This window comes from Changchengzhania lutea, from assembly GCF_006974145.1.
GTDB lineage: Bacteria > Bacteroidota > Bacteroidia > Flavobacteriales > Flavobacteriaceae > Changchengzhania > Changchengzhania lutea.
This window is the reverse complement of record NZ_CP039456.1, coordinates 1,675,623-1,702,484: the sequence shown is the minus strand read 5'-3', so window position 1 is coordinate 1,702,484 and position 26,862 is coordinate 1,675,623. Positions and strand designations below refer to the sequence as shown.

The following is a 26,862-nucleotide window of genomic DNA, read 5'->3' as shown; positions in this document are numbered from 1 at the left end:
TGCGTCTTTTACCTTTTAAAGAATTGGGGCAATCGTTTTAATTATTCTTATTTATTGTATAAGCAATTTTACAGTTTTATAATTCATGTTTTGGCCTTTAAGGGTACAGAAATATAAACCAGTACTTAAATTGTCTTTTGTTAGTGGCAAACTGTTTTGCCCTCTTTTAGCTTTAAAATCTAGTTGCTTTACAAGAACTCCTAATTGGTTATACATCATTAACTGAATGTCTTCATTAGTTTGCGAGATAAACTGTATCGTTGTTTTTGCACGCATTGGGTTTGGTACTGCAACCGCTTGATTAAATACGTCTTCACTATTTAAAGTATCTACTGACAGCGAATTGCTTTTAGAAAAACGAAGCTGTTGTAAACTCATCGTTTTAGTTTCTTCAACACCATTTTCTGCCAACATTGTAAATACTACCGATGTGATATCATTTGCTATAAAGGCTTCATTGTTTATAGAGTTAAACTCAGAAAACAGGATGCTATAGTCTTGCATGTCGTCAGTAAGTGCAATACTTGCTTTGTACTGTGTTTCCCAGTTAGAAACACCTTCTTTTACCAATCTGATAATTAAAGTACCTGTACCTTTTGCTTTTAATTGAAAGCTATTGTAACTTGTAAAATCAATTGGGTTAAACTTTGGTGTTAACGCTCTATACGCTGCAATATATTCGCTTGTAGTTGCTGTTAATTCAATGTTTCTTTCAATGGGAAAGGCATCATCACTAAATTGCGCTTCGTTAGTATTTACCGCATAACTTTTTACACTAGTGCTTGGTGCTGCATCATCATACCCCCAAGGCCCATCAGACATAAATAAATCATCTGGAGTATTCTTACCATCACCAATTCTAAACCCAATATCAAATAAACTTCCTGCTTCTACTTCTAAATTGGAAATATAGTTCCCCTCTAAATCAATATGTGTAGATACATACTCTACGCCATTTGTTTCGGTAGCTCGTAATCCGCCATCAAAAACAACTCCTTCACTCCTATTGGTATTTACAATTTGTAAATCTAACTTACCATTATGGTATTTTCCTTTTCTAACAAATACCGTTGGTGGTGTAGAATTATTATAGCTAGTTATAGGCTTTTGTACATTTAATAAGCTTACTACTTCTTCACCAAGTCTTAATAAATCATCTAAAGAACTAGACCAAATTTGGAAATTATAATAAGGCACACCTTTTTCGTATTTATCTAAATTCCAATGACTTTCTATACCAAAATTAGTATCGCCGTTTGTTGGTTTTGCAGATAAGCTTAATACAAATTCTAAAGACCCATCAATGTTTCTTATAAGCGCTTTAATAAATTTTTGTTCGCTAATTTCTATGGTTGATACCGAAATAAGTTCTGCACCTAATAATCTATCGCAAATATATTTAGTATGCTCATAGACCCCTTTATCTGTTTGAAGTAATAATATAGAAGCAACAGCTTCATTATTCCTCATATAATCTACCGAATATACATTCGTAGCATTAGTAATGTTTATTAAATCTGTAGGAGACGACTCTATAACATTATCTTCTCCAATAGTCCCGAAAGGAATAAAATCTGATAATTGAAAACTACCACCTTTACTTTGTGTGTTTTTTCCGTATTTGGATGATTTTAAGAATTTCTTGGCTGTGCTTTTATCAAACTTATAACTACTTTTTGCACGGTTAAAATTACGTTTGCTAATTTGTTGAGACAGTCTATTATTGCTCTCTAAACCACCCTTATTAGCCGTTGTTGTTGGCGCTGCTATAACATCACAATCACCATAACCAGAACAAGAAGGGTCTTCACAATCTATTAAGCCGTCGCCATCATCGTCAATACCATTATAGCAAATTTCTTGTAGTACTGGAGCTGTAGGACAGCGTGCACCATCATTCTGTGAACTTGAAGGCCCGAAAGCAAATAAGTTAGACTCCATAGCATTTGTACCATCTAAATCTTGTACACTTTGAATCACATAAATAGTGCCTGTTTGGTTAGCAGATACATAAAAACGACCTGAAGCATCAAAATAAACCGCACCATACGTGTAATTTAAACCTGATAGAATTGGCACTTCGCCTAAACTCTGCATACTACCAGTTTCAGCATCTATTCTATATAAGATATTTGTTTTCTTTTCAACGGTGTAAAGTTTAGTATCTACTGCGTTGAATGCCCAATCATGAATACTTATACTTTGAGGTAAATTTAGAGTTTCTATATACTTCCCGTAGTTATCTGAATCAGGATTTAAATCTATAGTGTAATACGCTGCGCCACCTCCTTTTAAATAATAAATACCTTCTGCACTAACATCACCTATATAGCGACCACTTGTAGGCAATTCATCTATATAATAAGTTGTCGTCTCAAAGTTTTTTCCAATACGAACAATTGATTTTTCTGGTGAGCCTAATGATCCCCAAATAAAGCCATCTGCCGGATTGTAAGCTGCTGCGTTTATATTTCCTTCTGTAACATCAGTAGCTACCGTATAAGAATTTCCTGAAGCTAAATCAATAGCATAAACATCGTTATACTGAAATAGATAAGCATTATAATCGCAATTAAAAGGAACATCCTGAGTACTTGCGCCAGATTGTGCATTTATATTAAGCGTAGTTACAAATAATAACAGTAATAATTTTTTCATGGTATGTATATTTTATACCGCAAAACTATATTACTATTGGTGTTTAAATTTTAATTTTCGATGGATGAAAATTTAGTGTAGACGAATGGTTGTAAATAGAAGTTTAATATATCGGAAAGTTAATTAGTTTAACTATGTCATGTCGAACGTATGTGAGACATCGTAATTACTGCGTGATTTTTTTCTAATTAAGACGGTATGATTTCTCCAATTGTTGAAATGGCTTGAAATACTAAACGAATATTGTTTTGTCATGTCGAAATGAGGGACGATTGAGACATCACATTATACTTGGGCATTAATGTGTTTGTTTGCTTCATGAGATTTCTCGTCGCTCATACTTCACTCTGTCGAAATGACTCAAAGTTATATAGAAAGCATCTGAGACATCACATAGTTAAAAGAATTAAAATATTTGATTATTTAAATTTTCCCATTTAGGATTAAAATCAGAAATTAGTTTGTTTTTCTTTTCACGTCTCCACTTTTTCAATTCTTTTTCTCTTGATATTCCAAGTTTAGGATATTCGAAAGTTTCATAATAGACCAAATAAACACAACCATATTTACCCGCAAAAGATTTTTTAGCATTTTGAGAATCAAAATAATGTTGAGATAATCTATTTTGGATGTTATTTGTAAAGCCAATATATAAGGTAGTTCTATATTTATTGGTTGTTATATAAACGAAGTATTTATGTTGCATAATTTTTAAATGTATTACCTCTTACTGTTATGTGATTTCTCGTCGCTCATGCTTCGCTTTGTCGAAATGGCTCAAGATATCAAATAAGAATATGTTAGTCATGTCGAAATGAGGGACGATTGAGACATCACATTATACAAGTTTATATCAATTTAATTATGTGATTTCTCCTATCGTCGAAATGACTAGAGATACTAAATTAATGTTGTTTTGTCATATTGAAATGAGTAACGGTAGAAACATAGCATGATATCGAAAACATTTATAATAAATTTAACCGTTTCATTAATTCAGGACGGTTTGAGCGACTTACAGGAATTACATCCTTTTTTATTAAAACGCTATTATCTTCAATATCGATAATCTTTTGAACGTTTATTATGTACGACCGGTGCACTTTTAAAAACAAGTCATTTGGTAATTTATCTTCTATTTTTTTTAATGTGGAATGTACCGTATAATTTTTTTCTTCCGTTTTTACATTAATATAATCGCCTTTGGCTTCAATAAGATAAATACTTGGTATATCTATTTTTATAAGACGCCTATCAATGTTAACATATAAATCGTTTCCAGAACTAGTTTCTACTGTTTCAGGTGAAGACGCAGTATTTACAGTAGGTTTTGAAACTGTAGCTTTTGCTTTTTGAATCGATTTTTCAAAACGCGGTAGTATTATGGGTTTTACTAAATAATCGACAATACAATCGTACTCAAAAGCTTCAATAGCAAATTGCGGATCTGAAGTGGTTAAAATAATTTTAGGTGGATTTTTTAAGGTTTGAATAAAATCGAAACCTGTAAAATCTGGCATATGAATATCTAAAAAAATAAGATCGACTTCATTTTGATTCAAATACTTTATGGCCTGCAGCGCATTAGGAAATTCTTCTAAAATATTTAAACTAGAAATATTTGAGCAAAGTTGGGCAATAATGGCTCTTGCTGTTGCCTCATCATCAATAATAATACAATTCATAAAATAAGATTATAAAGTCGCCAAAAAGGTAGTTATATTTTGAAGAATACTTATAAACGCTTCTTTGCCTACATCATCATGATTATCTTTTAAATCATTTTCAAATTCTGTAGCAATTTCATAACTCTTTTCAAGTCCTAAAATACTAATTTTATGTTTAAGTTTGTGTACATTTTCTGCTGCTGCTTCAAAGTTTTTTTCTTCTATGTTTTTTAGGTAAACTGCTTTTTCATCTGGGAACTCCATTTTAATAATATCTATTAACTTTTGTTTAAAAGCCTCATCGCCTCCAGAAAGCGTATCAATGTATGCTAAATTAGGTTGTTCCATAGCTATTTTTTAATGGTGAAATGGAACGTAGTTCCTTTATTCAATTGAGAAGTTAACCACACTTTACCTCCGTATAAATCGATAATTTTCTTAACTATAGATAAACCAATACCTGTTGATTGTGGGTTATTTTCTAATTTTTGAAAGGTTTTAAATATTTTATCATAATATTTTTCATCAATGCCCTTACCATTATCTTTTATATAAAACTGCCAAAAGTCGTTCTGGTTTTCAACACCAATTTCAATAAGTCCTGATGCTTTATCATTATACTTTATAGCATTATCAATTATACTTTGAAATAGTTGCTGTAACCTATATTTATCACCCTTTACAACTGGAAATGTTCCGTTTTTAACTATTGAAATATGTTCTGGAATTTCAATAATATTTAAAATATCATCAATAAGCTTATTAGTATCAACATCATAACGTTCTAATTGGTTTTTACCAATAGTAGAATATTCTAAAATACCATTAATAAGGGTATCCATTTTTTCTACATTATTCCTAATGAGTTTCAGACTGTTTTTGCCAGTATCATCAAACTTATCATCATAATCACTTTTCAACCAAGCAGTTAATGTGTCTATACTTCGCAAGGGTGATTTTAAATCATGAGACACCATATGAGCATAATCACTTAATTCTTGATTTTGATGCGCCAATTCATTCAACAGTTTTTCACGTTGTTTATTTATTTCTACAATTTCTTTGGTTTGATTATCAATAAAATCTACTAGTTTTAATCCATCTAAATCGGCATTCTCAAGGGTATTATTTTCTGGAAGCTCATAAAATTTAAGTGTCTCAATAACGTGCTTCAACTTATTTATAACTTCTTTCTGCGCGTAGGCCTCTTCCTTTAATTGTTCGTTTGCAACTGATAATTCATCAGAACTAATTGTCATAGCGCGTTGTTGCATAACATATTGCTCATCAAAATTATGATAAGACCTATTTACTACATCAAGAAAGTTTTCTAAATCTTTCGATTCAGATAACTCTTTTGTTAAATATTTACGCAATTGACGTTTTAGTAGTGAATTCATTATTCGCTTATTAGCGTTATGGTCATGGTTTGATTATGAAGTTGGCAATTATTTTCACCGTGAAATGGTGCAATTTCCCCATAAGAATAAAAACCACAAATAGTGGTATCTTCCCCAACCACAGCTACAACTTCTTCAATTTCTTCTTCAACACGTTGGTCTAGAACTAACTTTCTACCAATACAACTTACCAATAAAGCCAATTGAGGTTTATTTTTTCTTAACTCTAAAGCTTGTCTTGCAGCACGTTCTGATGCATTTGCAATGTTATCTACATTGGTCATCATGAGTTGTACTTTAGAATCTTCCGGAATATCCCCTGCAAGAATCATAGTGTTTTCATCTTCATTGATATTCAAAATAGTTCTAACGAATGATTGTTTTTCCTCTGTTGATTTTACATTAAGTGGATATAATAATGCTGCTGAAGGTAATGCATTGGATTTATCACCTAAATATTTTTTATATAAATCTAACGCAGGCTGATTATCTAACTCATAAAGCACGTTTGAACTCGATTTTGTAACCACCCGTTCTGGGCCAAAAGGGGTCCATCCGCCATGAATTGAAAACGAAACCTCTAAGGTTTCACCATAAAAACCTATAGCTATTATTTCTCCTGGTTTTGGGTTTTCATTATAAGCCGCTACTGTTTTTTCAAAACGTGCAGCATCACCACATAGTCCACCTGTAATCAAAATATTATTTTCAGATGAAGCATTCATACCTTTAGTTAACTCACTGCCGTTAACAAAACTACCTTCTGATAACACAAAAATATGTTTTAAACCTGCTTTTGGAAACTGCTTTACTAAATCAACGCCCGTTTTGTAGCTATCTAAATCTGAATTTATGATATTACTGGTCTTGATTAAAAATTGACTTTTTTCAAATTCAATAGCTGTTATGGTAATGGCATCATCATCAACCATATTTGACGTTATATCGCCACTTGTAGAGCCAAAAACAATATGTCCATCTGGAAATAAACGCTTTACATCTTCATAAATAATGTCGCTTTCTAACAAATACCTATTTCCTAAAACTAGAACTAAAGGTTTTAGGAGTGGAATCTTTTCAGTTAAATATTTCCAATCATCAGTTTTATGTCGTTTTAATTGTACCGTTTTCATGGATTATTTTTTTAGTGTAAAAAAGAATGTAGTTCCTTTTCCGAGTTCACTTTCTAACCAAATATCGCCTTCATGCAAATCCACAATCTTTTTAACGATAGACAAACCGATGCCGGTAGAATCTTTACTTTTATTCAGTGCATGAAATATTTTAAAAATTTTATTATGAAACTTTTCTTCAATACCCACACCATTATCTGCAATTGAAAATTGATAATGCGTACTTAATTCTTCCGCTTTTATTTTTACAAAACCTTCCGTTTTATCAATAAATTTAATGGCATTACCTATAAGGTTTTGAAACACTTGTTCCAGTTTCGTTTTATCACCTTTTAGTGTTGGAAGTGTATTTAAAATTTCTACAGTTATATGCTCTGGTTTATACATCATTTGAATTAAATCGGTAATGACTTCATCCAAATTAACATTTACTTTTTCATTCTCGCTAGTGCCTACGCTTGAATAACTTAACACATCTGAAATGAGCTGCTCCATTTTTTCAAGAGTTGCTTCAATAAGTGCAAAATTTTGCATACTTATATCATCTAACTTGCCATCATTATCTTCTTTAAGCCAACTCACTAAAGCATTAATACTTCGTAATGGCGATTTCAAATCATGAGAAACAATATGAGCATATTCTTCTAACTCATCGTTACTTTTACCTAATTTAGATAGTAGTCTTTCTTTTTGAAGTTCTAAGCTTTTTAAATCGGTAATATCTAAATGAATACCTATAGAACCTATAACTTCTCCTTTCAAATTATAGTTTGGCGCACCACTTATTAGCCAATGTCTTAACTCTCCAGCTTTATTTCTAACTTTCAGCTCATAAGAGTTTGACTCACCATCTTGACGCTTTAAATTTTCAGTCTCAATAACTTGGGAATCCTCATATACTGGAAATAATTTTCCACCAATTTCACCAATAAGCTCTTTTTCTGTGTAGCCAGATATTTCAGTAAAACTTTGGTTTACCAATAAAATTTTATCGTCATTATCAACTTCAACTAATCCTAAATTCATGTTAGCAATAATACTGCTATATTTGACTCGCTCTGCTTCAATACTTTTTTGGTACTTATTATCTAATGTTATATCTCGAACTATGCCTTGAGCAGCAACTGGTTTACCATCATCATAAATAATACTAGCATTAATATGAACCAGTTTTTCTTCTTTTTTTCTTGTAATTACATTTACATGAAAATCAGTAAGCGAGCCATTAATAAGAAGTGATTGAAACGATTCTGCTACACGCTCCATCTCATTTGGGTTTGCCATTTCAAGAAGATTAAAATCCTCATTAGCATCATCAAAACCTAATAGACTTACAGCGGCATCATTCATTTTCAAAATGTTGCCCATTAAATCCATAATAACATAAGCATCCACTATATTTTCAAAAACACCTTGTAATTGCGAATCTGTTTTATTGAGTAGCGCTTCTAACTCTGAGTACGATTTTTCAAGTTTATCTTTGGCTTCATAAAGCTCTGCAGCTTTACTTTCAAGAATTTTTTCTGCTTGTTTCCGAGCAGCTTTTTCGCGTGCAAGCGCACGTTGTAACATGTCAATTTTATCTTGACCCATTAGTTTTTATTAATTAAAAACTTTACTTCGGTACCATCTTCTTTTATTTTTTCTAAAACGATTGAAGCTGTAGAATTAAAATGCTCGAATGTTTTATTCATTAAGCCTAAGCCAAAATGATGCATCGCTCTACTTGATTTATAAATCATTACTAGTGAGTTATCTGTTTTCTCAACAACTTCAAAGGTTGGTAATTCGGCATCTGGATATATTTTTCTAACTTCAATATGAATATGATTTTCAATAGAAGAAATCATTTCAATAGGATCTTTATAAGTTGCTAATAGGCCAGGGTAACTCGTTTCTATTACACCAAAAAAGTGTTCAGCATAAACTAACAGCAAATCATCTATTGATATTCCAGAATGTGCACTTAAATGTTGAAGTAATTGAAGCATTTCTGAAAAATTATAAGTACCAACAGATGTATATATACCTCCAGATTCTAAATTAGATTGTGTTATAATTTTATCGAGAACTTCTAGCCCGAATTTCTCTTCAACTAAATCTAAAAACTCAGTAAAAACAATACCTTTCATTATATTTGCTTTAATTCATTAATGCTCCAATATGCCAATAACTTTTCGATTTTTGATACATAATCCTCGTATTTTAAAGGTTTTAAAACATAACCTGCAATACCTATTTTATAACATTCCAATAAATCTTTTTGATTATTAGATGTCGTTAAAATAATAGTAGGGATATATTTTAAAACATCATCTTTTTTTAAAATACTCAAAAACTCAATACCATTGATTTTTGGCATATTCAAATCTAATAAAATTATGTCAGGTAATTCGTCTTTTTTGCTTAAAATACCTAAAGCGTCTTCTCCATTGTTGGCTTCAATTATTTTATGAGCGAGTTGAAGTGATGAAATTGTTCTATTTAATTTCATTACCTCAATCATGTCATCTTCAATTAATAAAATATTTAAAGCTTTCATTTTTAACCAATTAATTTAGCGTTAGTAAGTAAAAGTAGAGTAATAAGTTAATATTAATGTTTCATTTCGTTATTCCGAGATTTAGTGTAGACGAATAACGATTAAGTGTCGACGAATGGTTCTTACTGATTTTTTTTATGTAGATTTAAGTGCGAGTCGCTTTGAAGTAATAATAGTATTATATTGAGATTGTAGTTTATCCTTTTTAAGATCTTTTAGAAAACCTAGTGGTAAAAAAACATAATTTTTCATCACTCATATTGATTTCTAAATAATTTAAATACTCTAAGTGTCTGAGACTTTTGTTAAGTATCAATTCTTCTGTCACCTCTACTGAGGTGTCTTTTTTTTCTTTGCCCAAATCGGATAAACTAAATATAACAGCAAAAAAAAGGAGAGTAAAGACAAGGAAGGTTCTTTTCGTTCCTTGTCTAGGCGTTCGAAACAAAAAATTAGAAAAAAAATTACATGCTTCTCTAGAACTCAAAAAAGATTAAGTTTTGTTACGCTTACTTTTCTAAATAAAATATCCGATGAAATAGCCGTAAATATTTTAAGGAAATTTATTGATAATGTTAAGAAACGGAGTGAAGATTTTCAATATATCTGGGTTGTAGAACGCCAAACAAAAAATGATGAATTTAAGGGCAATCCACATTTTCACATGATAACCAATAAATATTGGAAAATTGAAAAATGGTGGAATTATTGGCTAACACTTCAACAAAAAAACGGAGTTACACCAAGAGAAAAAGGCTTTAAACCCTCATCAGCTTTTGACGTAAAACGCATAGCTTTGCAAACTGTTTAAAACAAAAAGGAGTCGCTACCGATATTATTAGTGAATCAATGGGACATCAAAATCTTAGTATTACACAAACGTATCTCAAGGAATTTGATAACTCAGTTTTAGATAAGGCTATTGAAATATTGGTTTGAAAGTAAATCTTTATTGAAATTTCTATATAAAATCTTGCAAAATCGATAAGGTGCTAATATAAAAATCCAAATAACCAAAGTGGCAATTTAGTGATGGGGAATTCTACGTCATCCGCAACAACAAAACTATTTTTTATAGTATCTATTTGTTGGTTGGTTTTGTCTTTGCCTCCAACTTCAAAAGTATACACATCATCAACTAAAAAGTCTCCTTGTTTAGGGTATGAAACTTTATGTCGCACAGCAACCTGGGAAATAAAATAGGTTTCCCTCAAATTTCCCTTATTTGGGTTTGAAGTTGAAAATGAAAAAGCGAGATTTGGATTGTCTAAATATACTTTTTCAGGCTTCTGGAGTGTTGCTAAACTTATTCCCGATGCATACAATAATTTTATTAACTGTGCTTCCTCTAAAAAATGAAGATAAGATACCACTGAATTTCTATGAATATCACTCTTTGTAGCAATATTGGATATATTGGGTTGAAACGGTACATTAGCCGCAACCACATTAAGTAATTGCAACATTTTTTTTGCATTGCGTATATCAAAACCCTTTAATTCTGCCATATCGTATTCCACAATTAATCGCACCAATTGTTGCAAACGTGTGGCGTAACCTTGTCTATCTTCCATTGAAAAGGGATAATAACCATATTGTAAATAGTCTTGAAAATGGGCTAATGGTCTAAATTCGGGAGGGAATATTTCTGTCCATTTACGATTTACAGAAAGTATATCTTCTAGAGCAATAGGTTCAAAATTATATAAATCGTTAAACGCTAAATATTCGCGGTACGAAAGCCCAGATAAGGTGTACATCAGCATTCTTCTACTTAAATCACCTTCTTCTCTAGAAATATCAATAATGGAAGATCCTGTGAATACTATCTTTAGATCTGGGTAAAAATCATATAAGTTTTTTATATGTATGGACCAATTTTCATATTTATGTACTTCATCTAAAAAAAGATATTGTCCTCCTTTTTTAAAGAACTCTTCGGCAGTTTCTACCAATGAATGCGTTGTAAAATAAAAATCATCTAAAGACCAATACGTGCCTTGTGTGGGTAATAATCCTAATTCTTTTAATTTTTGTAATAAAAGAGTAGTTTTACCCGTACCTCGTGCGCCCTTTACACCTATTAATCTATTGTTCCAATTAATTTCATGGTATAAATAACGCTTTTTTTCAATGTTTACCCGTTTTACTAATGCTGCCGACTTTTCTAATAATTGTTCCATAATGCATTTTTACATGTGCAATATAATACATTTTATGCACTTTAATGTGTGCGTTTTAAATAATATTTACACAAGCCCATTAGTTTTCTTTACTTTACTCAACATCCATTTCTGGTGTCAGTTAGAGAACCGTTCTTCAACCACAAAAGTCTCAAATCCTTTCGGCTTTTATATAACCATGTTGCCAATATTTCACCTAACCTATCCATTTTCTAAAGATAATAATAAATGAAAGCAAAAGAAAGGCAATATGTTGTACAGATGTTGTACTGGTCTAAAAAGAGAAAACCTTTCAATCTCTTGAAAGGCTTGTCTTTGTTGACGTGGTCCCACTTGGGCTCGAACCAAGGACCACCTGATTATGAGTCAGGTGCTCTAACCAACTGAGCTATGGGACCAAAATTGGCTGCAAATCTAATATTATTTTTAAAACTCTACAAGTAATTTATTCCTTTAAAACAATTTCTTGACAGAGTTCTATAAGTACGCCATTGCTAGACTTAGGATGTAGAAATGCCACTAGCTTATTATCGGCTCCCCGTTTAGGCTTCTCATTCAAAACAATAAAGCCTTCTGCCTTTAAGCGCTTAATTTCGGCTTCAATATCTAAAACATCAAATGCAATATGGTGGACCCCTTCGCCTTTACGTTCAATAAACTTAGCTATAGCGCTATCGTCGTTGGTGGCTTCTAGCAATTCAATTTTATTGTCACCCACTTCAAAAAACGATGTTTTTACACCTTCACTTTCTACAGCTTCCATTTTATAGGGTGGTTTACCAAATAGTTTTGTAAACAACGCGTTAGAATCGTCCATGTTTTTTATAGCAATCCCTATATGTTCAATCTTGTTCATTTATCATCCTTTTTTATTCACTTTTGCAAAAATCTATTAATGAACTCATTTAAAAAAGTTTAAATAAGTTCAATATCAAGATACAAATTTTGTAAATCAAAAGTAAGATAATCTTTAAATATCTGTTATTTTTGCACCAGAAAACCTATATTACAATAAGCCCAACAAAAACCATATATTCAGTTGGCCCACAAAGTTTAAAATTTATATAAATTGGAAGAAAGTCAAAGACAAAAAAAAATTGCAGGCGTTTTACAACGCGATTTGGTAGAAGTGCTTCAAGGCGCAGCTACACAAGGTGGTATGCACGGTATTTTAATTTCCGTTTCTAAAGTTACAGTTACAGTAGACCTCTCTGTGGCCAAGGTATATTTAAGTATTTTTCCTAATGATAAAGCGAAGGAACTTATTGTAGGTATAAAATCGAATACCAACTTAATCAAGCATGAACTGGCACAACGCACCAAGCATCAATTAAGACGTATGCCGCAGTTGGAGTTTTTTATTGATGATTCATTAGAGTACATCAATCAAATTGATAAATCACTTAAAGGAGAAGACAACCCTATAGACAATCCTGATTTATTAGATAAAAGAAGGAAATCGTAATCGGTTTTTTAAGCATGCTAAAACATTCCATTCATAATAATTTTTTCATAGTCTTATAAATTATGAATGTCCCACTCTACATAGCAAAACGTTACCTACGCTCTAAAAGTTCCAATAACGCCATAAATTTTATTACTATCATCGCCATTATTGGCGTGATTTTAGGGGCTGCCTCTTTGTTTATTGTACTTTCTGGATTTGCGGGTCTAAAGGATTTTACTTTGGAGTTTTCAAGTATTGTAGACCCCGATTTAAAAGCAGAAACCGCCACAGGGAAATCATTCGTTCTTAGTAATGATGAAGCCAGTAAATTAAACCAGTTAGAACCAATAGCACAATACTCAAAAATTCTAGAGGAGCGCGTGGTTGTAACCTTTGATAACAAGAATTATATTGCCAGTATTAAGGGTGTTGATGAGAATTTTCAGGCTGTAAACCACGTGGATTCGGTGATTGTGCAAGGTACTTGGTTTGAGCCACAAACCAATCAGATTGTTGTGGGTTGGGGGATTTCCAGAAACCTCTCTTTTGGTGTTTTAGACTATGCTAAAACGGTAAATATATCGGTCCCTAAACCCGGAAAAGGGCAAATCACCTCAATAAAAAGTGCTTTTAATAGCGTTAAAACCGTTAATGTTGGCATTTTTGATATTAACGAAGAGCTGAATGATAAATACGTGTATGCTCCCCTAGATTTGGCGCAGCATTTATTAAATTATGAACCCAATAGAATTTCGGCTGTCGAGTTTAAACTGCAAGAAGGTGCTGATCAAGAAAAAGCAAAAGCAGATATTGAGTCTATTTTAGGCGATAAGGTTGTTTTAAAAAACAGAGCGCAATTAAATGATGCCCTTTACAAAATGCTAAATACCGAATATCTGGCAGTCTACTTAATCTTCACACTGGTGTTAATCATTGCTTTATTCAATGTAATCGGGTCTATCATCATGATGATTTTAGATAAAAAGAAAACCCTGAGTACTTTATTTAATATGGGTGTCACTTTAAAAGAGATTCGGCAGATTTTCTTTTTTCAAGGGAGTTTAATGAGTGTTATTGGCGGCTTTATTGGCATTCTTATTGGCCTTCTCGTGATTATTAATCAGATTTACGGCCCCGAGATACTAAAGGTTTATATTACGCCTTCGCTACCTTACCCAGCAACCATTAAGTTTATAAACTTACTTATTGTATTTGTCACTATTTCGGTGTTAGGGGTTATCGCCTCAAAAATAGCATCGGTTAGAATATCAAAAACCCTCTTGAAAGACTATTAATTTTGGAAGTTACCATAAACATGGCAAACCGGTGCAAAAGTGATAGGAGCGGCATCCTTTTTAAAGCGTTATAAATTGAAGCTTGTATATAAGTAGAACTTAAAAGATTAGCTAAGTCTTCTATTCTTCGCCATGGGGCTTTAAAAAGATATAGTGGATAGCGCGGTGGCTTGCCATTTGCCCAAATAATAAAACTACTCTGTAAATTGATAGCCTGCGAAGTTTTCAAGGACCTCATCAAAGGCGGCAAAAACATCCTCGGAATGATCGCTAGTAACCATTTTCATTCGGTATTCTTTAAAATGAGGAATGCCTTTAAAGTAGTTGGTATAATGCCTGCGGGTTTCGAAAACTCCTAAAATTTCGCCTTTCCAATCGATAGCCATTTGTAAATGTCTTCGTGCTGCATCCACGCGATCTTCAAGAGAAATGGGCGCTAAGTGTTCGCCTGTATTAAAAAAGTGCTTTACTTGCTTAAAAAACCAGGGGTTCCCAATACTTGCACGACCAATCATGGCGCCATCCAGTCCGTAAACATCACGCATTTCCATAGCCCGTTCCGGACTTGTAATATCGCCATTCCCAAATACGGGAATGTGCATTCTTGGGTTGTTCTTCACTTGTGCAATAGGTTTCCAATTGGCATCGCCCTTATACATTTGCGCTCTGGTACGGCCATGAATAGCGATAGCCTTACAACCTACATCTTGTAAGCGTTCCGCAACCTCGACAATTTTTATAGAATCGTGGTCCCAGCCCAAGCGGGTTTTAACCGTTATGGGAATATGGGTGCGCTTGACCATTTCAGCAGTGAGCTGTTCCATGAGGCAAATATCTTTTAATATGCCTGCACCGGCGCCTTTGCTCACGACCTTTTTTACGGGACAACCGAAGTTGATATCAATGATATCTGGCTTTGATGCTGAAACAATATCAATAGTCTGTAACATGCTATCTAAATTGGCTCCAAAAATCTGGATGCCAACTGGACGCTCTTTTTCGTAGATATCCAACTTCATAACGCTTTTTGCAGCATTACGAATAAGGCCTTCGCTAGACACAAACTCAGTGTACACAACATCTGCACCTTGCTCTTTGCATAAGGCTCGAAACGGTGGATCGCTCACATCTTCCATAGGTGCTAATAGCAATGGAAAATCGGGGAGTTCTATGTTGTCTATTTTTATCACGGGGTTTAACTTTGGGCAAAATTACTGTTTTTTTCATCAAATAGAAACCATCCAAATAATGAAGTAATCCTGCCTTTTTTTTAAAAAATTATTTCTTGATTATTTTTTTTATCTGGGAAGTATTATTTTTTAAATTAATCTTAACAACATAACCTCCTTCACTAAAAACACTCATATCAACTTTTATATCGTTGCCTTTATATAGTTGAGCAGATTTTGTATCATATATTTCAATGGAAATCACATCTTTGCTTTTTACATATAAAAACGTATCTACTGGATTTGGATACAGTATAATGTCATTCTCTGCAATAACAGAGTCTAAAGACAAAGCAATATCGTTTGTTGAAAATGAAATTAATTTAGCATAATCCGAAAAAAAAGAGGTGTTAATTGACTCCGACGTTATAAAATATCTGTTTTCATTAATATGGGTTATGGCCTCGGTCTGCTCGAACCCAAATTGAGAAAGGCCGGTTTGCGTATTTGTACCCGAAAATACATCAGTGCCACTAAAGTTCTCACTAACCCAAACAAAAGGTTGCAAAGTACTATTATAGCCAATTGTAAACAATTTTTGAGTTAAAGGGTTGTAAGTTGCGCCTGTTATTAATCCGCCACTATCCAACGTTGGAGCTAATGGTTGTAAATCGTATGTTCCTGGCGTTTTAGGAACCAAATAGGCTTTTGTAGTCCCATCAACCCAATTTTTACTAAATAATAATAAGTTTGTTTCATCAAAAGAAACAAGTGCTTCAGAATCCCATTCGGTATTGTTTGGGTTAGCGGTAAAATCTGTTTGAGCAGCATAACTAAAAGCAATCGTTTCTGCTGTTACACTAGTGGTATTTAAAAAATCAGCTTTACCGATTTTATAAATTTTCAAATTTATTCTATCCCCACTATTGTTCCCTATATCCCCAATATAAATACTCGTATCGTCTTGAGTAATATCTTCCCAATCTACATTAGTAGCATTTAAAATAGTAACCGTTCTTGTAACTAGACCAGAAATAGTATCTAATTCGAAAAGCCTGTTTTCGCCTCCAGAATCATTGTGGGTAATTAGTTTATTATTAAAAAAAATTGCCCCAGAAGATTCACTTAAACTATTTGGTAATGCAAGTTTTTCAACAGCGTTGCTTATTTGGGCGGTAGCGGTAAATATCCCAAAAATAAAAACAGGTATTAACATTATAGTTTTCATGACCTAGACTTTTTATAAAAACACAAAGTTAGGTTAAAAAAAAGCATATTTATAAAATTTTTAACATATACAAATTCCTTATAAAACCATGAATTTTATTTTTGGGAAATGATCGTTGCGTCTATTCTTATGGTGTTATGAGTCTAGGTATTTGGAGTATGTTGGCTTTTTAAAACCCAAACCCCATAAACTCCTAAAAATAATTCGGCGAAGGTTCCAAAAAGGTAGGCGAGGGTTGGCGTGCCATCTAAGACTAAACTTAAACCTCTTCCAAAACCTAAGCTCAACATAAATATAATATTAGTAATTATGGCCATGTGCCTGTAGCCTTTTTTAATTACGCCTAAAAGTCAAAGTGCCGAAAAACCTAAATACAAGCCCATAATGGCTTTGAAGAAATTAAACTCATCCACATGGTATTCAAATGAATATCAAATTGAAAATCGGGTTTGAAACCATAAGTAAGGGCTGTTGGCACCACGATTAAAACCGAAATAATTAAATGGATTTTATTAATAAGGTCCTGTTTGGTTTTTATCATAACTTTACACTTTCACATGGCGTGAAACCTTCGAATATTATTAAAATTCAATGTCTGCTTCAATAGTTTTACCAGCTCTATCAACCACCACGTTCGTTATATTTCCAGCCTCAAAGGTCGATAGAACCTTCATATAACTCATCAAGTCAACCACCGTGCTATCTCCTAATTTTATCACAATGTCCCCTTTTTGTAATCCTGCTTTCTGCGCGGGTTTATCTTCACTAATACCATCTATTCGCATGCCTTTACCATCAAACAAATAATCGGGAATGACACCCAATCCAACCTTGAATCTTGGAGTCTCTTCGCTTTCGTTCTTGGTTTTTCTAAAAGGTAATTTTCCGTTATCGTCTAAATCTGAAATCACTTCAAAAATATAATTGGAAATGGTTTCCATGCCCTCGTAATTTAGTTTTTCAAAATCGTCACTGGGTTTGTGATAATCTTCATGCTGCCCTGTAAAAAAGTGTAGTACAGGAATATCAGCATTGTAAAACGAGGTGTGATCGCTAGGACCTATGCCCGATTCTTTTTGAACCAATTTAAAGTTAGTGTTATGCGCGTTTAAGGTTTGCTTCAAAATTGGTGATGTGCCTACGCCGTAAACCGCTAGCGTGCTATCTGCATTTAAGCGTCCCACCATATCCATATTAATCATAAAATTGACTTTTTTGGTGTCTATGGTTGGGTTTTTCACAAAGTAATTTGACCCCAATAAACCCATTTCCTCGCCAGAAAAAGCCATAAATAAATAATTGTTGCCTCTATGTTTTCCTTGTAGTTTTTCAGCCAACTTTAACATAACGGCAACGCCACTGGCATTATCGTCAGCGCCGTTGTGAATGGCTCTCTCACCGCGATGCAAAGAGCCTTCTGCCCCATAGCCTAGGTGGTCATAATGTGCTCCAATAATAACAGTGTTTTTTGCCTTGTTATTCATAAACCCAATAATATTAGTTCCTGTCACCGTGCTGTCGCCTTCTTTTACAGTATAGTTGACTGTTTGATGTGGGTTGGTTTTTGGTTTAAATGAAAAGGCTTGAAAATATTGATCTGTCCCTTTTGGTTCAAGATTTAAATTCTCAAAACGCCCAGCGATATATTCAGCCGCAGCTCGTTCGCCTTTAGTTCCAGTTTGGCGGCCTTCTAAGGCGTCATCAGAAAGGAAACTAATATCTTCTTTAATCGTGGTAGCCTCAGGAACTTCCTTTTTACATGAATTCAGGAATACTAAAAAAAACAGTGCAACAAGGTATTTCATGGTTATAAATATTAATTTTACACAAATTTAGTCATTATACTAAATGAATTTTAAAATGATTGATAGTAAATTTGAGCTATCTTTTCTTTAGATGAAAATAGAACCGAATTTAATCAGTTGTTTTGAGGTTTATTTGGTATTAACCATAAATATTTTGGAATGAATCGAATATGCCTTCTCGCAATAGCCTTAATGATTTTTGCTTGTAAAAAAGAAATGAAGCAACCTATTGCCAATGAAACACAAAATGAAACTGTAAAAGACACGTTGATTTATCCGGAAGAAACCCATTTCAAATCGATACGACAAATCACCTTTGGTGGCGATAACGCAGAAGCATATTGGAGCTTTGATGATAAACAAATCGTATTTCAGTCTAATAATAAACATTGGAACGTGAGTTGCGATCAAATGTTTTTGATGAATGTGAATGATAGCTTTAAAGACACGGTTCCGCCCATGGTTTCAACCGGAAAAGGACGTACTACATGTGCTTACTTTTTGCCAGATAACAAACACTTTATTTATGCATCTACCCATTTAGGTGACGAAAATTGCCCCGATACACCCTTGCGGAAAAACGGTAAATACATTTGGCCAGTTTACGACACGTTCGATATTTTTGTTGCAGATTTAGAAGGTAATATTGTAAACCAGCTTACTAACGAAAAGGGCTACGACGCAGAACCAACGGTCTCTCCCATGGGCGATAAAATTGTTTTTACCTCTACCCGGAGTGGTGATTTAGAATTATACACCATGAATCTTGATGGTTCAGATGTGAAGCAAATCACGAATGAATTGGGTTATGACGGTGGCGCATTCTTTTCGCCAGATGGAAGTAAAATCATCTTTCGTTCTTCTCGTCCAAAAACCGAACAAGACATAAAGGAATATAAAGATTTATTATCAGAAGGTTTGGTAGAGCCTACAGATATGGAGCTTTATATCTGTAATGCTGATGGAAGTGAGTTGCGTCAATTAACCGATTTAGGAAACGCCAATTGGAGTCCGTTTTTTCATCCATCCGGTAAAAAAATATTATTCTCGTCTAACTTTGAAGCAGAACGCGGGTTTCCCTTTAACTTATATTTAATCGATATCGACGGAAAAAATTTGGAACGTGTCACTCATGGTGAAACTTTCGATGCCTTTCCTGTGTTTTCTAACGACGGCAAGTATCTAGCATTTTCCTCCAATAGAAATAACGGTGGTGGTCGCGATACCAATTTGTTTATTTCTGAATGGGTTGATTAATTTATCATCTGTCATTTTAAAGCTTTAAACGTCATTACTTAAGCCTCTCAATCAATTTAAAAATGCGAGATAGCACGATAAATAAACTATCTTTGCAAAATCTTTTTTAGAAGAGATTCCTTTATGAAAAACATTAGAAACTTTTGCATCATTGCACATATAGATCACGGCAAGAGCACCTTGGCAGATCGTTTGCTGGATTTTACGGGTTCGGTAACCGATAGAGAAAAACAAGATCAGCTCTTGGATAGTATGGATTTGGAGCGTGAACGTGGTATCACTATCAAGTCGCACGCCATCCAAATGGACTATACCTATAAAGGTGAAGAATACGTTTTAAACCTTATTGACACGCCTGGTCACGTAGATTTCTCATATGAAGTATCACGCTCAATTGCGGCCTGTGAAGGCGCATTATTGATTGTTGACGCAGCCCAAAGCATTCAAGCACAGACCATTTCTAATTTATATTTAGCCTTAGAGAACGATTTGGAAATTATTCCTGTGCTTAATAAAGTGGATTTACCAAGCGCAAACCCTGAAGAAGTTACCGACGATATCGTTGATTTATTGGGTTGTGATCCAGAAGAAATCATCCATGCCAGCGGAAAAACCGGGTTTGGTGTTGAAAATATATTAACCGCCATTATTGAACGTGTTCCGGCACCAAAAGGCGATCCAAACGCACCGTTGCAGGCCCTGATTTTTGATTCGGTCTATAATACATTTAGAGGCATTGAAACCTACTTTAGAGTATTTGATGGTGAAATTAAAAAAGGTCAAAAAATAAAATTTGTTGCAACCGATAAAGAATATTATGCAGATGAAGTAGGCACCTTGAAACTAACTCAGGTCGCTAAAAAAAGTGTGAAGGCTGGTGATGTTGGCTATTTAATAACGGGCATAAAAACGGCTAAAGAAGTTAAAGTGGGCGATACTATTACAGATTTTGCTAACCCAACAACCAATATTGTAGAAGGTTTTGAAGATGTAAAACCCATGGTTTTTGCGGGTATTTATCCTGTAGATACCGAAGATTACGAAGAACTTCGTAATTCTATGGAAAAACTTCAATTAAACGATGCCTCGTTGGTGTTCACTCCAGAGAGTTCAGCAGCTTTAGGTTTTGGTTTTCGCTGTGGCTTCTTAGGGATGCTCCACATGGAAATCATTCAAGAACGTCTAGAGCGTGAGTTCGACATGACCGTGATTACTACCGTGCCCAACGTATCGTATCATGCCTATACCAACAAGAATCCTAATGATGCTTTTATAGTTAATAACCCTTCTGATTTACCAGATCCTTCAACTATAAACCGTGTTGAAGAACCGTATATAAAAGCTACAATCATTACAAAAGCAGATTTTGTAGGGAATGTCATGTCCCTCTGTATCGAAAAGCGAGGCATAATTACCCACCAAACCTATTTAACGACTGAGCGTGTTGAACTTACGTTTGAAATGCCTTTGGCAGAAATTGTTTTCGATTTTTATGATCGATTAAAAACAGTTTCAAAAGGCTATGCTTCTTTTGATTATTCGCCAATTGGCATGAAAGTATCTAAGCTGGTACGTTTGGATATTTTATTAAACGCACTAACGGTTGATGCCCTTTCTGCATTAATTCATGCCGATAATGCGCAACATATTGGTAAAAAAATGTGTGAAAAATTGAAAGAATTAATTCCACGTCAGCAATTTGATATTCCTATTCAAGCAGCTATTGGGGCAAAAATTATTTCACGGGAAACCATTAAAGCACTTCGAAAAGATGTGACTGCAAAATGTTACGGTGGTGATATCTCGCGAAAGCGTAAATTACTTGAAAAGCAGAAAAAAGGTAAAAAAAGGATGCGCCAAGTGGGTAATGTAGAAATACCTCAGCAAGCGTTTATGGCCGTATTGAAGTTAAATGATTAATTAACCGATTTCGCGCTAGGATATTAGACCTTTGTTCAGGAAGATTAAAGCAAAGGGTTCCAATATGATTTGGAACCCTTTGCTTTTTTAGTTTTAAAACAATGCATTTAAAAAATGCATTGAAATTCATTATACGATTAAAATAAATAAGACCTTTTATCCATATTTTATTAGAGATAATTTTACAAAACAGCCATAACCCGTTATTATCTGTAAAAATAAATCTCCCTAAAAATTGTTGATAAATATTTTGTATGTTTATAACATAGTAAGTATTTATATAATTCCTATCAAGCAAAACGTGTTTATTATAGGCTTATTTGGCAATTTTCATCACATTTAAAAAACTGTCAATTCCAACTCATAATTATCAACATCGCTTCCAGTTCACAGGACATTATCCTTACCATTTTTGATATCATCATTAATAAGAATTAAATGAAAGTACTTTTTTATACCAGAGAATTTCCTCCTTATGTTTATGGCGGCGCTGGCGTACATGTAGAATATTTAGCTGCCGAATTGGCTAAATTAATGAATGTTGATGTTAGGAGTTTTGGGGATCAAGATGAACAGTCCGGTAATTTAACGGTTAAAGGATTTCCTTATGAAAATCCTGTATTTGATAAATCTAACACGAAGCTTAAAGCTGTTTTACAAACGCTCAGTACCTGTATCCAAATGAATGCGGAAGAGATTGATGCCGATGTGGTGCATTGCCATACGTGGTATGCGCAGTTTGCAGGCATTATTGCCAAGTTATGTTATGGTGTACCGCTAGTAATTACCACACATTCTTTAGAACCTTTAAGGCCTTGGAAAAGAGAACAGTTAGGAAGAGGTTATGACGCTTCTTCGTGGGTTGAAAAAACGGCTATAGAAATGGCAGATGCCGTTATTGCGGTTTCCAAAGAAACAAAAGTGGATGTTTTAGAGCATTTTGACGTTGATCCTGACAAGGTGAAAGTAATATACAATGGCATTAACCTTGAACAATATATAGTTACCTCAGATACCTCAACATTAAATGAATATGGCATTGACACTAATAAGCCCTATGTGCTTTTTGTTGGAAGAATTACTAGACAGAAAGGGATTATTCATTTGGTAAACGCCATCAAATATATAGATGCTGATACCCAAATAGTTCTATGTGCAGGAGCGCCGGATACACCAGATATTGCCAAAGAAATGGAAGACAGCGTTTCTGAAGTTAAAAAAACTAGGGATAATGTCATTTGGATAGATAGGATGCTTGAAAAGGAACAAGTTATCCAATTATATTCGCATGCAGATGTGTTTTGCTGTCCGTCAATTTACGAGCCTTTTGGAATTATTAATATTGAAGCCATGGCTTGTAATACACCTGTCGTGGCAAGCGCCGTTGGTGGTATAAAAGAAGTTGTCTTATCAGGGGAAACAGGACTTTTGATTCCTTTAAAACAACAAAAAGAAGCGCCTTTTGAACCTGTTAATCCTGATAAATTTTCTAGAGATCTGGCAGATGGCATTAATACATTAATTAATGATAAGGACTTAAGGGCGAAAATGGCAAAAAATAGCCGGAAGCGGGTTGAAGATTATTTTGACTGGGTGGCTATTGCCAAACAAGTTAAAACCCTTTATAAATCCTTACTCTAGAAATTTTATAAAATTAAATTTAAGCAACTAATAAACGTACTGAAAAATGATAAACAATAAGGTTTTAGCCATTATACTAGGTGGCGGTCAAGGCTCAAGATTATACCCTCTAACAGAGAAACGATCAAAACCTGCCGTACCTATTGCTGGAAAATATCGCTTGGTCGATATTCCCATTTCTAACTGTATTAACTCCGACATCAAGCGCATGTTTGTATTAACTCAATTTAATTCGGCGTCGTTAAATAGGCATATAAAAAACACCTATCATTTTAGTTTCTTTAGTAGTGCTTTTGTTGATGTACTTGCTGCTGAACAGACTCCTGATAACAAAACGTGGTTTCAAGGAACAGCAGATGCAGTTCGCCAAAGTATGCATCATTTTCTAAGGCACGAATTCGATTTTGTTTTGATACTTTCTGGAGATCAATTATATCAAATGGATTATGAGCTCATGATTCAAGCGCATATTGAGAATGAAGCCAAAATATCGATTGCCACCATTCCTGTAAATGCTGCAGATGCGACCTCCTTTGGTATTCTAAAATCCGATGATAAAAACGTCATCACCTCTTTTATAGAAAAACCAGATACTAGCTTATTGCCCGACTGGACATCAGATGTAAGTGATGACATGAAACAGCAAAACCGCCATTATTTAGCGTCTATGGGAATTTATATTTTTAATAGAGATTTGCTCATTGAATTAATGAAAAACCCAGATACTAACGACTTTGGGAAAGAAATTATTCCTCAAAACATCAACGAGCATAAAACCTTAAGTTATCAGTATGAAGGCTACTGGACCGATATTGGAAATATTGATTCTTTTTTTGAAGCCAATATTGGGCTTACAAAAGATATCCCGCAGTTTGATTTATACGACAAGAAAAAACGTATCTACACGAGAGCCAGAATGCTCCCAACGTCAAAAATAGCTGGCACCGTTTTAGAAAAAACAGTAGTTGCCGAAGGCTGTATTATAAGCGCTGCTAAAATTGAACAATCCGTTATTGGTATTCGGTCAAGAATTGGAAATGAAACTACCATTATTAACACCTATATGATGGGCTGTGATTTTTATGAAACCTTGGCTGAAATAGAAAATAATAAAATTCAGATTTTAATGGGGATTGGCGAGCGTTGTTTTATTAAAAATGCCATAATTGATAAAAACTGTCGCATCGGTGACGATGTTAGAATTAATGGCGGAAAACACCTTGAAGATACCGAAACAGATACTTATATTATTAAAGATGGTATTGTGGTCATTAAAAAAGGCTCTGTAATTCCTGCCGGATCAGTCATTTAGTTATAGAAGTGGTTTAAAATTTTTTCAATTGGCTACAAAAGGCTCCTTTTTACCCCTTTTTCGCCTTTTTATTACTTCGTAGCCCTGCTATGAAGTGCAAAAAAAGTCTTTAAAATGAATAAAAAATAGCTATTTTTCGCTTCAATCAAAAAATTTTAAACCGCTTCATAAACAATCAAACGATTTCGTTGTACCTTCTGAGTTTTCTCATGAGGTGAATCGGTATTTTTTACTAATTTTATAAGATTCTAAACCAATCCAAATAGAATGCAAAACCAAAAAAGAATTGTTATAGATTATGTGTCGCCTAGTATCAATTGTGGTGATTTTTATATCAAGCGTGTAGTTAATGAAATCGTGAATGTGCAAGTACATATTCTTGCAGATGGGCACGATGTACTCGCTGCAAATGTGCTTTTTAAACACGAAAAGGCTAAGAAGTGGCGAGAATCTCGCATGCATTTGGTTATTAACAATGAGTGGCAATCCTCATTTCAAGTAGAAAAACAAGGTTTCTATACCTATAAAGTGGAGGCTTGGGTAGACTACGCTTTAAACTGGCAAGATGGTTTAAACCGAAAAATTGATGATAACCAACATGTAAATTCTGAGCTTCTAGAAGGCATAGATCATTTAAAGGCCATTTTAAATAATTTGAATGAGGATGATAAACGTTACCTCGATCATCTCACAACTATTTTTGCGGATGCCAATCAGTATCAAGAAGCTATTAAAGAAGCGACAAGCAAAAGGTTACACAGCATTTTTACTAATAACCCACAAAAAATACTTGCCAATTCCTCTAAAGAATATCAGGTATATGTAGATAGAAAAAAAGCCCGATTTAGTACGTGGTATGAGTTCTTTCCGCGCTCTGCATCAGAACAGGAGGGTATTCACGGTACATTTAAAGACTGCGAAAGGCTGTTGCCCCGTGTTGCAAAGATGGGGTTCGATACCTTGTATTTACCACCCATTCACCCTATTGGGGAAGTCAACCGAAAAGGCAAAAATAATACGACTACAACTGTTGAAGGTGATGTAGGCTCCACATGGGGCATTGGCTCACAACATGGTGGGCACAAAGCTATTCATCCGCAGTTAGGAACACTTGACGATTTTAAAGCATTGATTCTAAAAGCCAAAGCGCAAAACATAGAAATTGCTATGGACTATGCGCTTCAAGCTGCTCCAGACCACCCTTGGGTAAAAATGCATCCGGAGTGGTTTAAATGGCGTCCAGACGGTACCGTGCAATACGCTGAAAATCCACCAAAAAAATATCAGGATATTTTGCCTATTTATTGGGAAAGTGACGATTATAAAAACCTTTGGAAAGCATGTCTAGACATTTTATTATACTGGATAGATTGTGGAATTTATGTATTTCGGGTAGATAATCCCCATACCAAACCGTTTTATTTTTGGAACTGGATAATCACTCAAGTTAAATTGAAGCATCCAGATGTTATCTTTTTAGCTGAAGCCTTTACGGCACCAAAAGTGATGCAACAATTAGCGAAACAAGGTTACACCCAATCGTATACCTATTTCACATGGCGAAATACTAAACATGAACTTATTGAGTATGTCGAAGAATTAACCAAGTCTGAGTTGCGTGAATATATGCAGCCCAATTTTTGGCCGAATACACCAGACATTAACCCGTTTCATTTACAAGGCGCCAATGAATCGAGGCATATACAACGGTATGTACTTGCCGCAACATTGAGTTCCAGTATCGGTATATATGGCCCTGTTTACGAATATATGCTGAGTGATGCCCTCTTGGGACGTGAAGAGTATTTAAACTCTGAAAAGTTCCAGTACACCCATTATGATTGGACTATCGAAAACAAACTCATCGCCGTTATTTCAAAAATCAATCATATCAGGCATGAAAATGAAGCCCTTCAACAAACCAATAATATAAAGTTCTGCCATATTGAAAATGAAAACCTCATGGCATTTTATAAATGGAACAATTCTAAAACCAACGAAATTTTAATTATTATCAGTTTAGACGCTTACAATGCCCAACAAGGTACGGTACAACTACCATTACATGATTTAAACCTTCAAAATGGAGCTCATTTAGAGGTACATGATTTAGTTACGAACAGTCGTTACAATTGGAATGGTGAATGGAATTTTGTAGAACTTCATCCTACATTACCATTCCACATCTTTAAGATAAATAAATAG

Annotated in this window: 24 protein-coding genes, 1 tRNA gene and 1 pseudogene; 9 read left to right on the top strand and 17 right to left on the bottom strand. The window is 34.1% G+C overall.

Annotated features, from left to right (window positions below; all coding sequences use genetic code 11):
• Positions 1 to 51 precede the first annotated feature (51 nt).
• From FAF07_RS07825 to FAF07_RS07785, 9 genes are all read right to left on the bottom strand, one after another.
• The gene (locus tag FAF07_RS07825; RefSeq protein ID WP_142784571.1) at positions 52 to 2,658 is read right to left on the bottom strand and encodes a DUF6923 family protein; all 2,607 of its coding nucleotides are present in this window, start codon (positions 2,656 to 2,658) and stop codon (positions 52 to 54) included.
• 406 nt (positions 2,659 to 3,064) lie between these two features.
• Complete coding sequence (locus FAF07_RS07820; RefSeq protein WP_142784570.1) at positions 3,065 to 3,364, bottom strand: GIY-YIG nuclease family protein; 300 nt, start codon at positions 3,362 to 3,364, stop codon at positions 3,065 to 3,067.
• A gap of 262 nt (positions 3,365 to 3,626) precedes the next feature.
• Entirely contained in the window at positions 3,627 to 4,343 is a 717-nt protein-coding gene (locus FAF07_RS07815) for a LytR/AlgR family response regulator transcription factor (RefSeq protein ID WP_142784569.1), read from the bottom strand.
• A 9-nt stretch (positions 4,344 to 4,352) separates the two neighbouring features.
• Positions 4,353 to 4,673 carry an Hpt domain-containing protein gene (locus tag FAF07_RS07810; RefSeq protein ID WP_142784568.1) on the bottom strand — a complete coding sequence of 107 codons (321 nt, stop codon included), beginning with the start codon at positions 4,671 to 4,673 and terminating at the stop codon, positions 4,353 to 4,355.
• A 2-nt stretch (positions 4,674 to 4,675) separates the two neighbouring features.
• Positions 4,676 to 5,725: a sensor histidine kinase gene (locus FAF07_RS07805; RefSeq protein ID WP_142784567.1), complete on the bottom strand. Its 1,050-nt coding sequence runs from the start codon at positions 5,723 to 5,725 to the stop codon at positions 4,676 to 4,678.
• Positions 5,725 to 6,858 (bottom strand): FIST signal transduction protein, encoded by a 1,134-nt coding sequence (locus FAF07_RS07800; protein WP_142784566.1) that lies wholly within the window; start codon positions 6,856 to 6,858, stop codon positions 5,725 to 5,727. The genes FAF07_RS07805 and FAF07_RS07800 overlap by 1 nt, the downstream gene beginning before the upstream one ends.
• A 3-nt stretch (positions 6,859 to 6,861) precedes the next feature.
• Positions 6,862 to 8,451: a sensor histidine kinase gene (locus tag FAF07_RS07795; protein WP_142784565.1), complete on the bottom strand. Its 1,590-nt coding sequence runs from the start codon at positions 8,449 to 8,451 to the stop codon at positions 6,862 to 6,864.
• Positions 8,451 to 8,990, bottom strand: a complete 540-nt coding sequence (locus tag FAF07_RS07790; protein WP_142784564.1) for a heme NO-binding domain-containing protein — start codon at positions 8,988 to 8,990, stop codon at positions 8,451 to 8,453. Before FAF07_RS07790 ends, FAF07_RS07795 begins: the two co-directional genes overlap by 1 nt.
• Complete coding sequence (locus FAF07_RS07785; RefSeq protein WP_142784563.1) at positions 8,990 to 9,400, bottom strand: response regulator; 411 nt, start codon at positions 9,398 to 9,400, stop codon at positions 8,990 to 8,992. The genes FAF07_RS07790 and FAF07_RS07785 overlap by 1 nt, the downstream gene beginning before the upstream one ends.
• Before the next feature lie 427 nt (positions 9,401 to 9,827).
• Here FAF07_RS07785 and FAF07_RS19155 point away from each other — a divergent pair.
• Positions 9,828 to 10,052: pseudogene (locus tag FAF07_RS19155) on the top strand (hypothetical protein); the annotation flags it as partial.
• A gap of 12 nt (positions 10,053 to 10,064) precedes the next feature.
• Positions 10,065 to 10,211, top strand: coding sequence for a hypothetical protein (locus FAF07_RS18525; RefSeq protein WP_185956541.1), 147 nt, complete (start codon positions 10,065 to 10,067; stop codon positions 10,209 to 10,211).
• A gap of 181 nt (positions 10,212 to 10,392) precedes the next feature.
• Here FAF07_RS18525 and FAF07_RS07775 read toward each other — a convergent pair whose 3' ends face one another.
• The 3 genes from FAF07_RS07775 to mce all read right to left on the bottom strand — a co-directional run bounded on the left by FAF07_RS07775 (position 10,393) and on the right by mce (position 12,439).
• The gene (locus FAF07_RS07775; RefSeq protein WP_142784562.1) at positions 10,393 to 11,583 is read right to left on the bottom strand and encodes an ATP-binding protein; all 1,191 of its coding nucleotides are present in this window, start codon (positions 11,581 to 11,583) and stop codon (positions 10,393 to 10,395) included.
• A 324-nt stretch (positions 11,584 to 11,907) separates the two neighbouring features.
• Positions 11,908 to 11,981 (bottom strand) — tRNA-Ile (locus FAF07_RS07770).
• A 47-nt stretch (positions 11,982 to 12,028) separates the two neighbouring features.
• Positions 12,029 to 12,439 (bottom strand): methylmalonyl-CoA epimerase, encoded by a 411-nt coding sequence (mce, locus tag FAF07_RS07765; RefSeq protein ID WP_142784561.1) that lies wholly within the window; start codon positions 12,437 to 12,439, stop codon positions 12,029 to 12,031.
• Between the two features lie 213 nt (positions 12,440 to 12,652).
• On the opposite strand from mce, the gene rbfA reads away from it, so the two are divergent.
• Together rbfA and FAF07_RS07755 are read left to right on the top strand one after the other, a co-directional pair.
• Positions 12,653 to 13,048 carry a 30S ribosome-binding factor RbfA gene (gene rbfA / locus FAF07_RS07760; protein ID WP_142784560.1) on the top strand — a complete coding sequence of 132 codons (396 nt, stop codon included), beginning with the start codon at positions 12,653 to 12,655 and terminating at the stop codon, positions 13,046 to 13,048.
• A gap of 62 nt (positions 13,049 to 13,110) precedes the next feature.
• Positions 13,111 to 14,325 carry an ABC transporter permease gene (locus FAF07_RS07755; RefSeq protein ID WP_142784559.1) on the top strand — a complete coding sequence of 405 codons (1,215 nt, stop codon included), beginning with the start codon at positions 13,111 to 13,113 and terminating at the stop codon, positions 14,323 to 14,325.
• A 194-nt stretch (positions 14,326 to 14,519) separates the two neighbouring features.
• On the opposite strand, the gene dusB is transcribed toward FAF07_RS07755, so the two are convergent.
• The 5 genes from dusB to FAF07_RS07735 all read right to left on the bottom strand — a co-directional run bounded on the left by dusB (position 14,520) and on the right by FAF07_RS07735 (position 18,527).
• Complete coding sequence (gene dusB / locus FAF07_RS07750) at positions 14,520 to 15,515, bottom strand: tRNA dihydrouridine synthase DusB (protein ID WP_142784558.1); 996 nt, start codon at positions 15,513 to 15,515, stop codon at positions 14,520 to 14,522.
• A gap of 88 nt (positions 15,516 to 15,603) precedes the next feature.
• Entirely contained in the window at positions 15,604 to 16,722 is a 1,119-nt protein-coding gene (locus FAF07_RS07745; RefSeq protein WP_142784557.1) for a T9SS type A sorting domain-containing protein, read from the bottom strand.
• A gap of 143 nt (positions 16,723 to 16,865) precedes the next feature.
• The gene (locus FAF07_RS18860) at positions 16,866 to 17,039 is read right to left on the bottom strand and encodes a DUF4345 family protein (RefSeq protein ID WP_246067810.1); all 174 of its coding nucleotides are present in this window, start codon (positions 17,037 to 17,039) and stop codon (positions 16,866 to 16,868) included.
• A 50-nt stretch (positions 17,040 to 17,089) separates the two neighbouring features.
• Positions 17,090 to 17,263, bottom strand: a complete 174-nt coding sequence (locus FAF07_RS18855) for a hypothetical protein (protein ID WP_246067809.1) — start codon at positions 17,261 to 17,263, stop codon at positions 17,090 to 17,092.
• A gap of 40 nt (positions 17,264 to 17,303) precedes the next feature.
• Positions 17,304 to 18,527 (bottom strand): M28 family peptidase, encoded by a 1,224-nt coding sequence (locus tag FAF07_RS07735; RefSeq protein WP_142784556.1) that lies wholly within the window; start codon positions 18,525 to 18,527, stop codon positions 17,304 to 17,306.
• A gap of 216 nt (positions 18,528 to 18,743) precedes the next feature.
• Here FAF07_RS07735 and FAF07_RS07730 point away from each other — a divergent pair, with 216 nt between their 5' ends.
• From FAF07_RS07730 to FAF07_RS07710, 5 genes are all read left to right on the top strand, one after another.
• Positions 18,744 to 19,784 carry a TolB family protein gene (locus tag FAF07_RS07730; RefSeq protein ID WP_394344973.1) on the top strand — a complete coding sequence of 347 codons (1,041 nt, stop codon included), beginning with the start codon at positions 18,744 to 18,746 and terminating at the stop codon, positions 19,782 to 19,784.
• 123 nt (positions 19,785 to 19,907) lie between these two features.
• Complete coding sequence (gene lepA / locus FAF07_RS07725) at positions 19,908 to 21,704, top strand: translation elongation factor 4 (RefSeq protein WP_142784554.1); 1,797 nt, start codon at positions 19,908 to 19,910, stop codon at positions 21,702 to 21,704.
• 438 nt (positions 21,705 to 22,142) lie between these two features.
• On the top strand, positions 22,143 to 23,345 hold the full coding sequence (gene glgA / locus FAF07_RS07720) for a glycogen synthase (RefSeq protein WP_142784553.1): 1,203 nt from the start codon (positions 22,143 to 22,145) through the stop codon (positions 23,343 to 23,345).
• 46 nt (positions 23,346 to 23,391) lie between these two features.
• On the top strand, positions 23,392 to 24,657 hold the full coding sequence (locus tag FAF07_RS07715; protein ID WP_142784552.1) for a glucose-1-phosphate adenylyltransferase: 1,266 nt from the start codon (positions 23,392 to 23,394) through the stop codon (positions 24,655 to 24,657).
• A 267-nt stretch (positions 24,658 to 24,924) separates the two neighbouring features.
• On the top strand, positions 24,925 to 26,862 hold the full coding sequence (locus FAF07_RS07710; RefSeq protein ID WP_142784551.1) for an alpha-1,4-glucan--maltose-1-phosphate maltosyltransferase: 1,938 nt from the start codon (positions 24,925 to 24,927) through the stop codon (positions 26,860 to 26,862).

Coding starts and splice junctions, on each gene's coding strand:
- FAF07_RS07820 (WP_142784570.1), bottom strand. CDS start 3,364: ATGCAACATAAATACTTCGTTTATATAACAACCAATAAATATAGAACT.
- FAF07_RS07755 (WP_142784559.1), top strand. CDS start 13,111: ATGAATGTCCCACTCTACATAGCAAAACGTTACCTACGCTCTAAAAGT.
- FAF07_RS07785 (WP_142784563.1), bottom strand. CDS start 9,400: ATGAAAGCTTTAAATATTTTATTAATTGAAGATGACATGATTGAGGTA.
- FAF07_RS07730 (WP_394344973.1), top strand. CDS start 18,744: ATGAAGCAACCTATTGCCAATGAAACACAAAATGAAACTGTAAAAGAC.
- glgA (WP_142784553.1), top strand. CDS start 22,143: ATGAAAGTACTTTTTTATACCAGAGAATTTCCTCCTTATGTTTATGGC.
- mce (WP_142784561.1), bottom strand. CDS start 12,439: ATGAACAAGATTGAACATATAGGGATTGCTATAAAAAACATGGACGAT.
- FAF07_RS07715 (WP_142784552.1), top strand. CDS start 23,392: ATGATAAACAATAAGGTTTTAGCCATTATACTAGGTGGCGGTCAAGGC.
- FAF07_RS07710 (WP_142784551.1), top strand. CDS start 24,925: ATGCAAAACCAAAAAAGAATTGTTATAGATTATGTGTCGCCTAGTATC.
- FAF07_RS18855 (WP_246067809.1), bottom strand. CDS start 17,263: ATGATAAAAACCAAACAGGACCTTATTAATAAAATCCATTTAATTATT.
- FAF07_RS07815 (WP_142784569.1), bottom strand. CDS start 4,343: ATGAATTGTATTATTATTGATGATGAGGCAACAGCAAGAGCCATTATT.
- FAF07_RS07745 (WP_142784557.1), bottom strand. CDS start 16,722: ATGAAAACTATAATGTTAATACCTGTTTTTATTTTTGGGATATTTACC.
- FAF07_RS18860 (WP_246067810.1), bottom strand. CDS start 17,039: ATGGCCATAATTACTAATATTATATTTATGTTGAGCTTAGGTTTTGGA.
- FAF07_RS18525 (WP_185956541.1), top strand. CDS start 10,065: ATGATAACCAATAAATATTGGAAAATTGAAAAATGGTGGAATTATTGG.
- FAF07_RS07795 (WP_142784565.1), bottom strand. CDS start 8,451: ATGGGTCAAGATAAAATTGACATGTTACAACGTGCGCTTGCACGCGAA.
- FAF07_RS07775 (WP_142784562.1), bottom strand. CDS start 11,583: ATGGAACAATTATTAGAAAAGTCGGCAGCATTAGTAAAACGGGTAAAC.
- lepA (WP_142784554.1), top strand. CDS start 19,908: ATGAAAAACATTAGAAACTTTTGCATCATTGCACATATAGATCACGGC.
- FAF07_RS07810 (WP_142784568.1), bottom strand. CDS start 4,673: ATGGAACAACCTAATTTAGCATACATTGATACGCTTTCTGGAGGCGAT.
- FAF07_RS07825 (WP_142784571.1), bottom strand. CDS start 2,658: ATGAAAAAATTATTACTGTTATTATTTGTAACTACGCTTAATATAAAT.
- FAF07_RS07735 (WP_142784556.1), bottom strand. CDS start 18,527: ATGAAATACCTTGTTGCACTGTTTTTTTTAGTATTCCTGAATTCATGT.
- FAF07_RS07790 (WP_142784564.1), bottom strand. CDS start 8,990: ATGAAAGGTATTGTTTTTACTGAGTTTTTAGATTTAGTTGAAGAGAAA.
- FAF07_RS07805 (WP_142784567.1), bottom strand. CDS start 5,725: ATGAATTCACTACTAAAACGTCAATTGCGTAAATATTTAACAAAAGAG.
- FAF07_RS07800 (WP_142784566.1), bottom strand. CDS start 6,858: ATGAAAACGGTACAATTAAAACGACATAAAACTGATGATTGGAAATAT.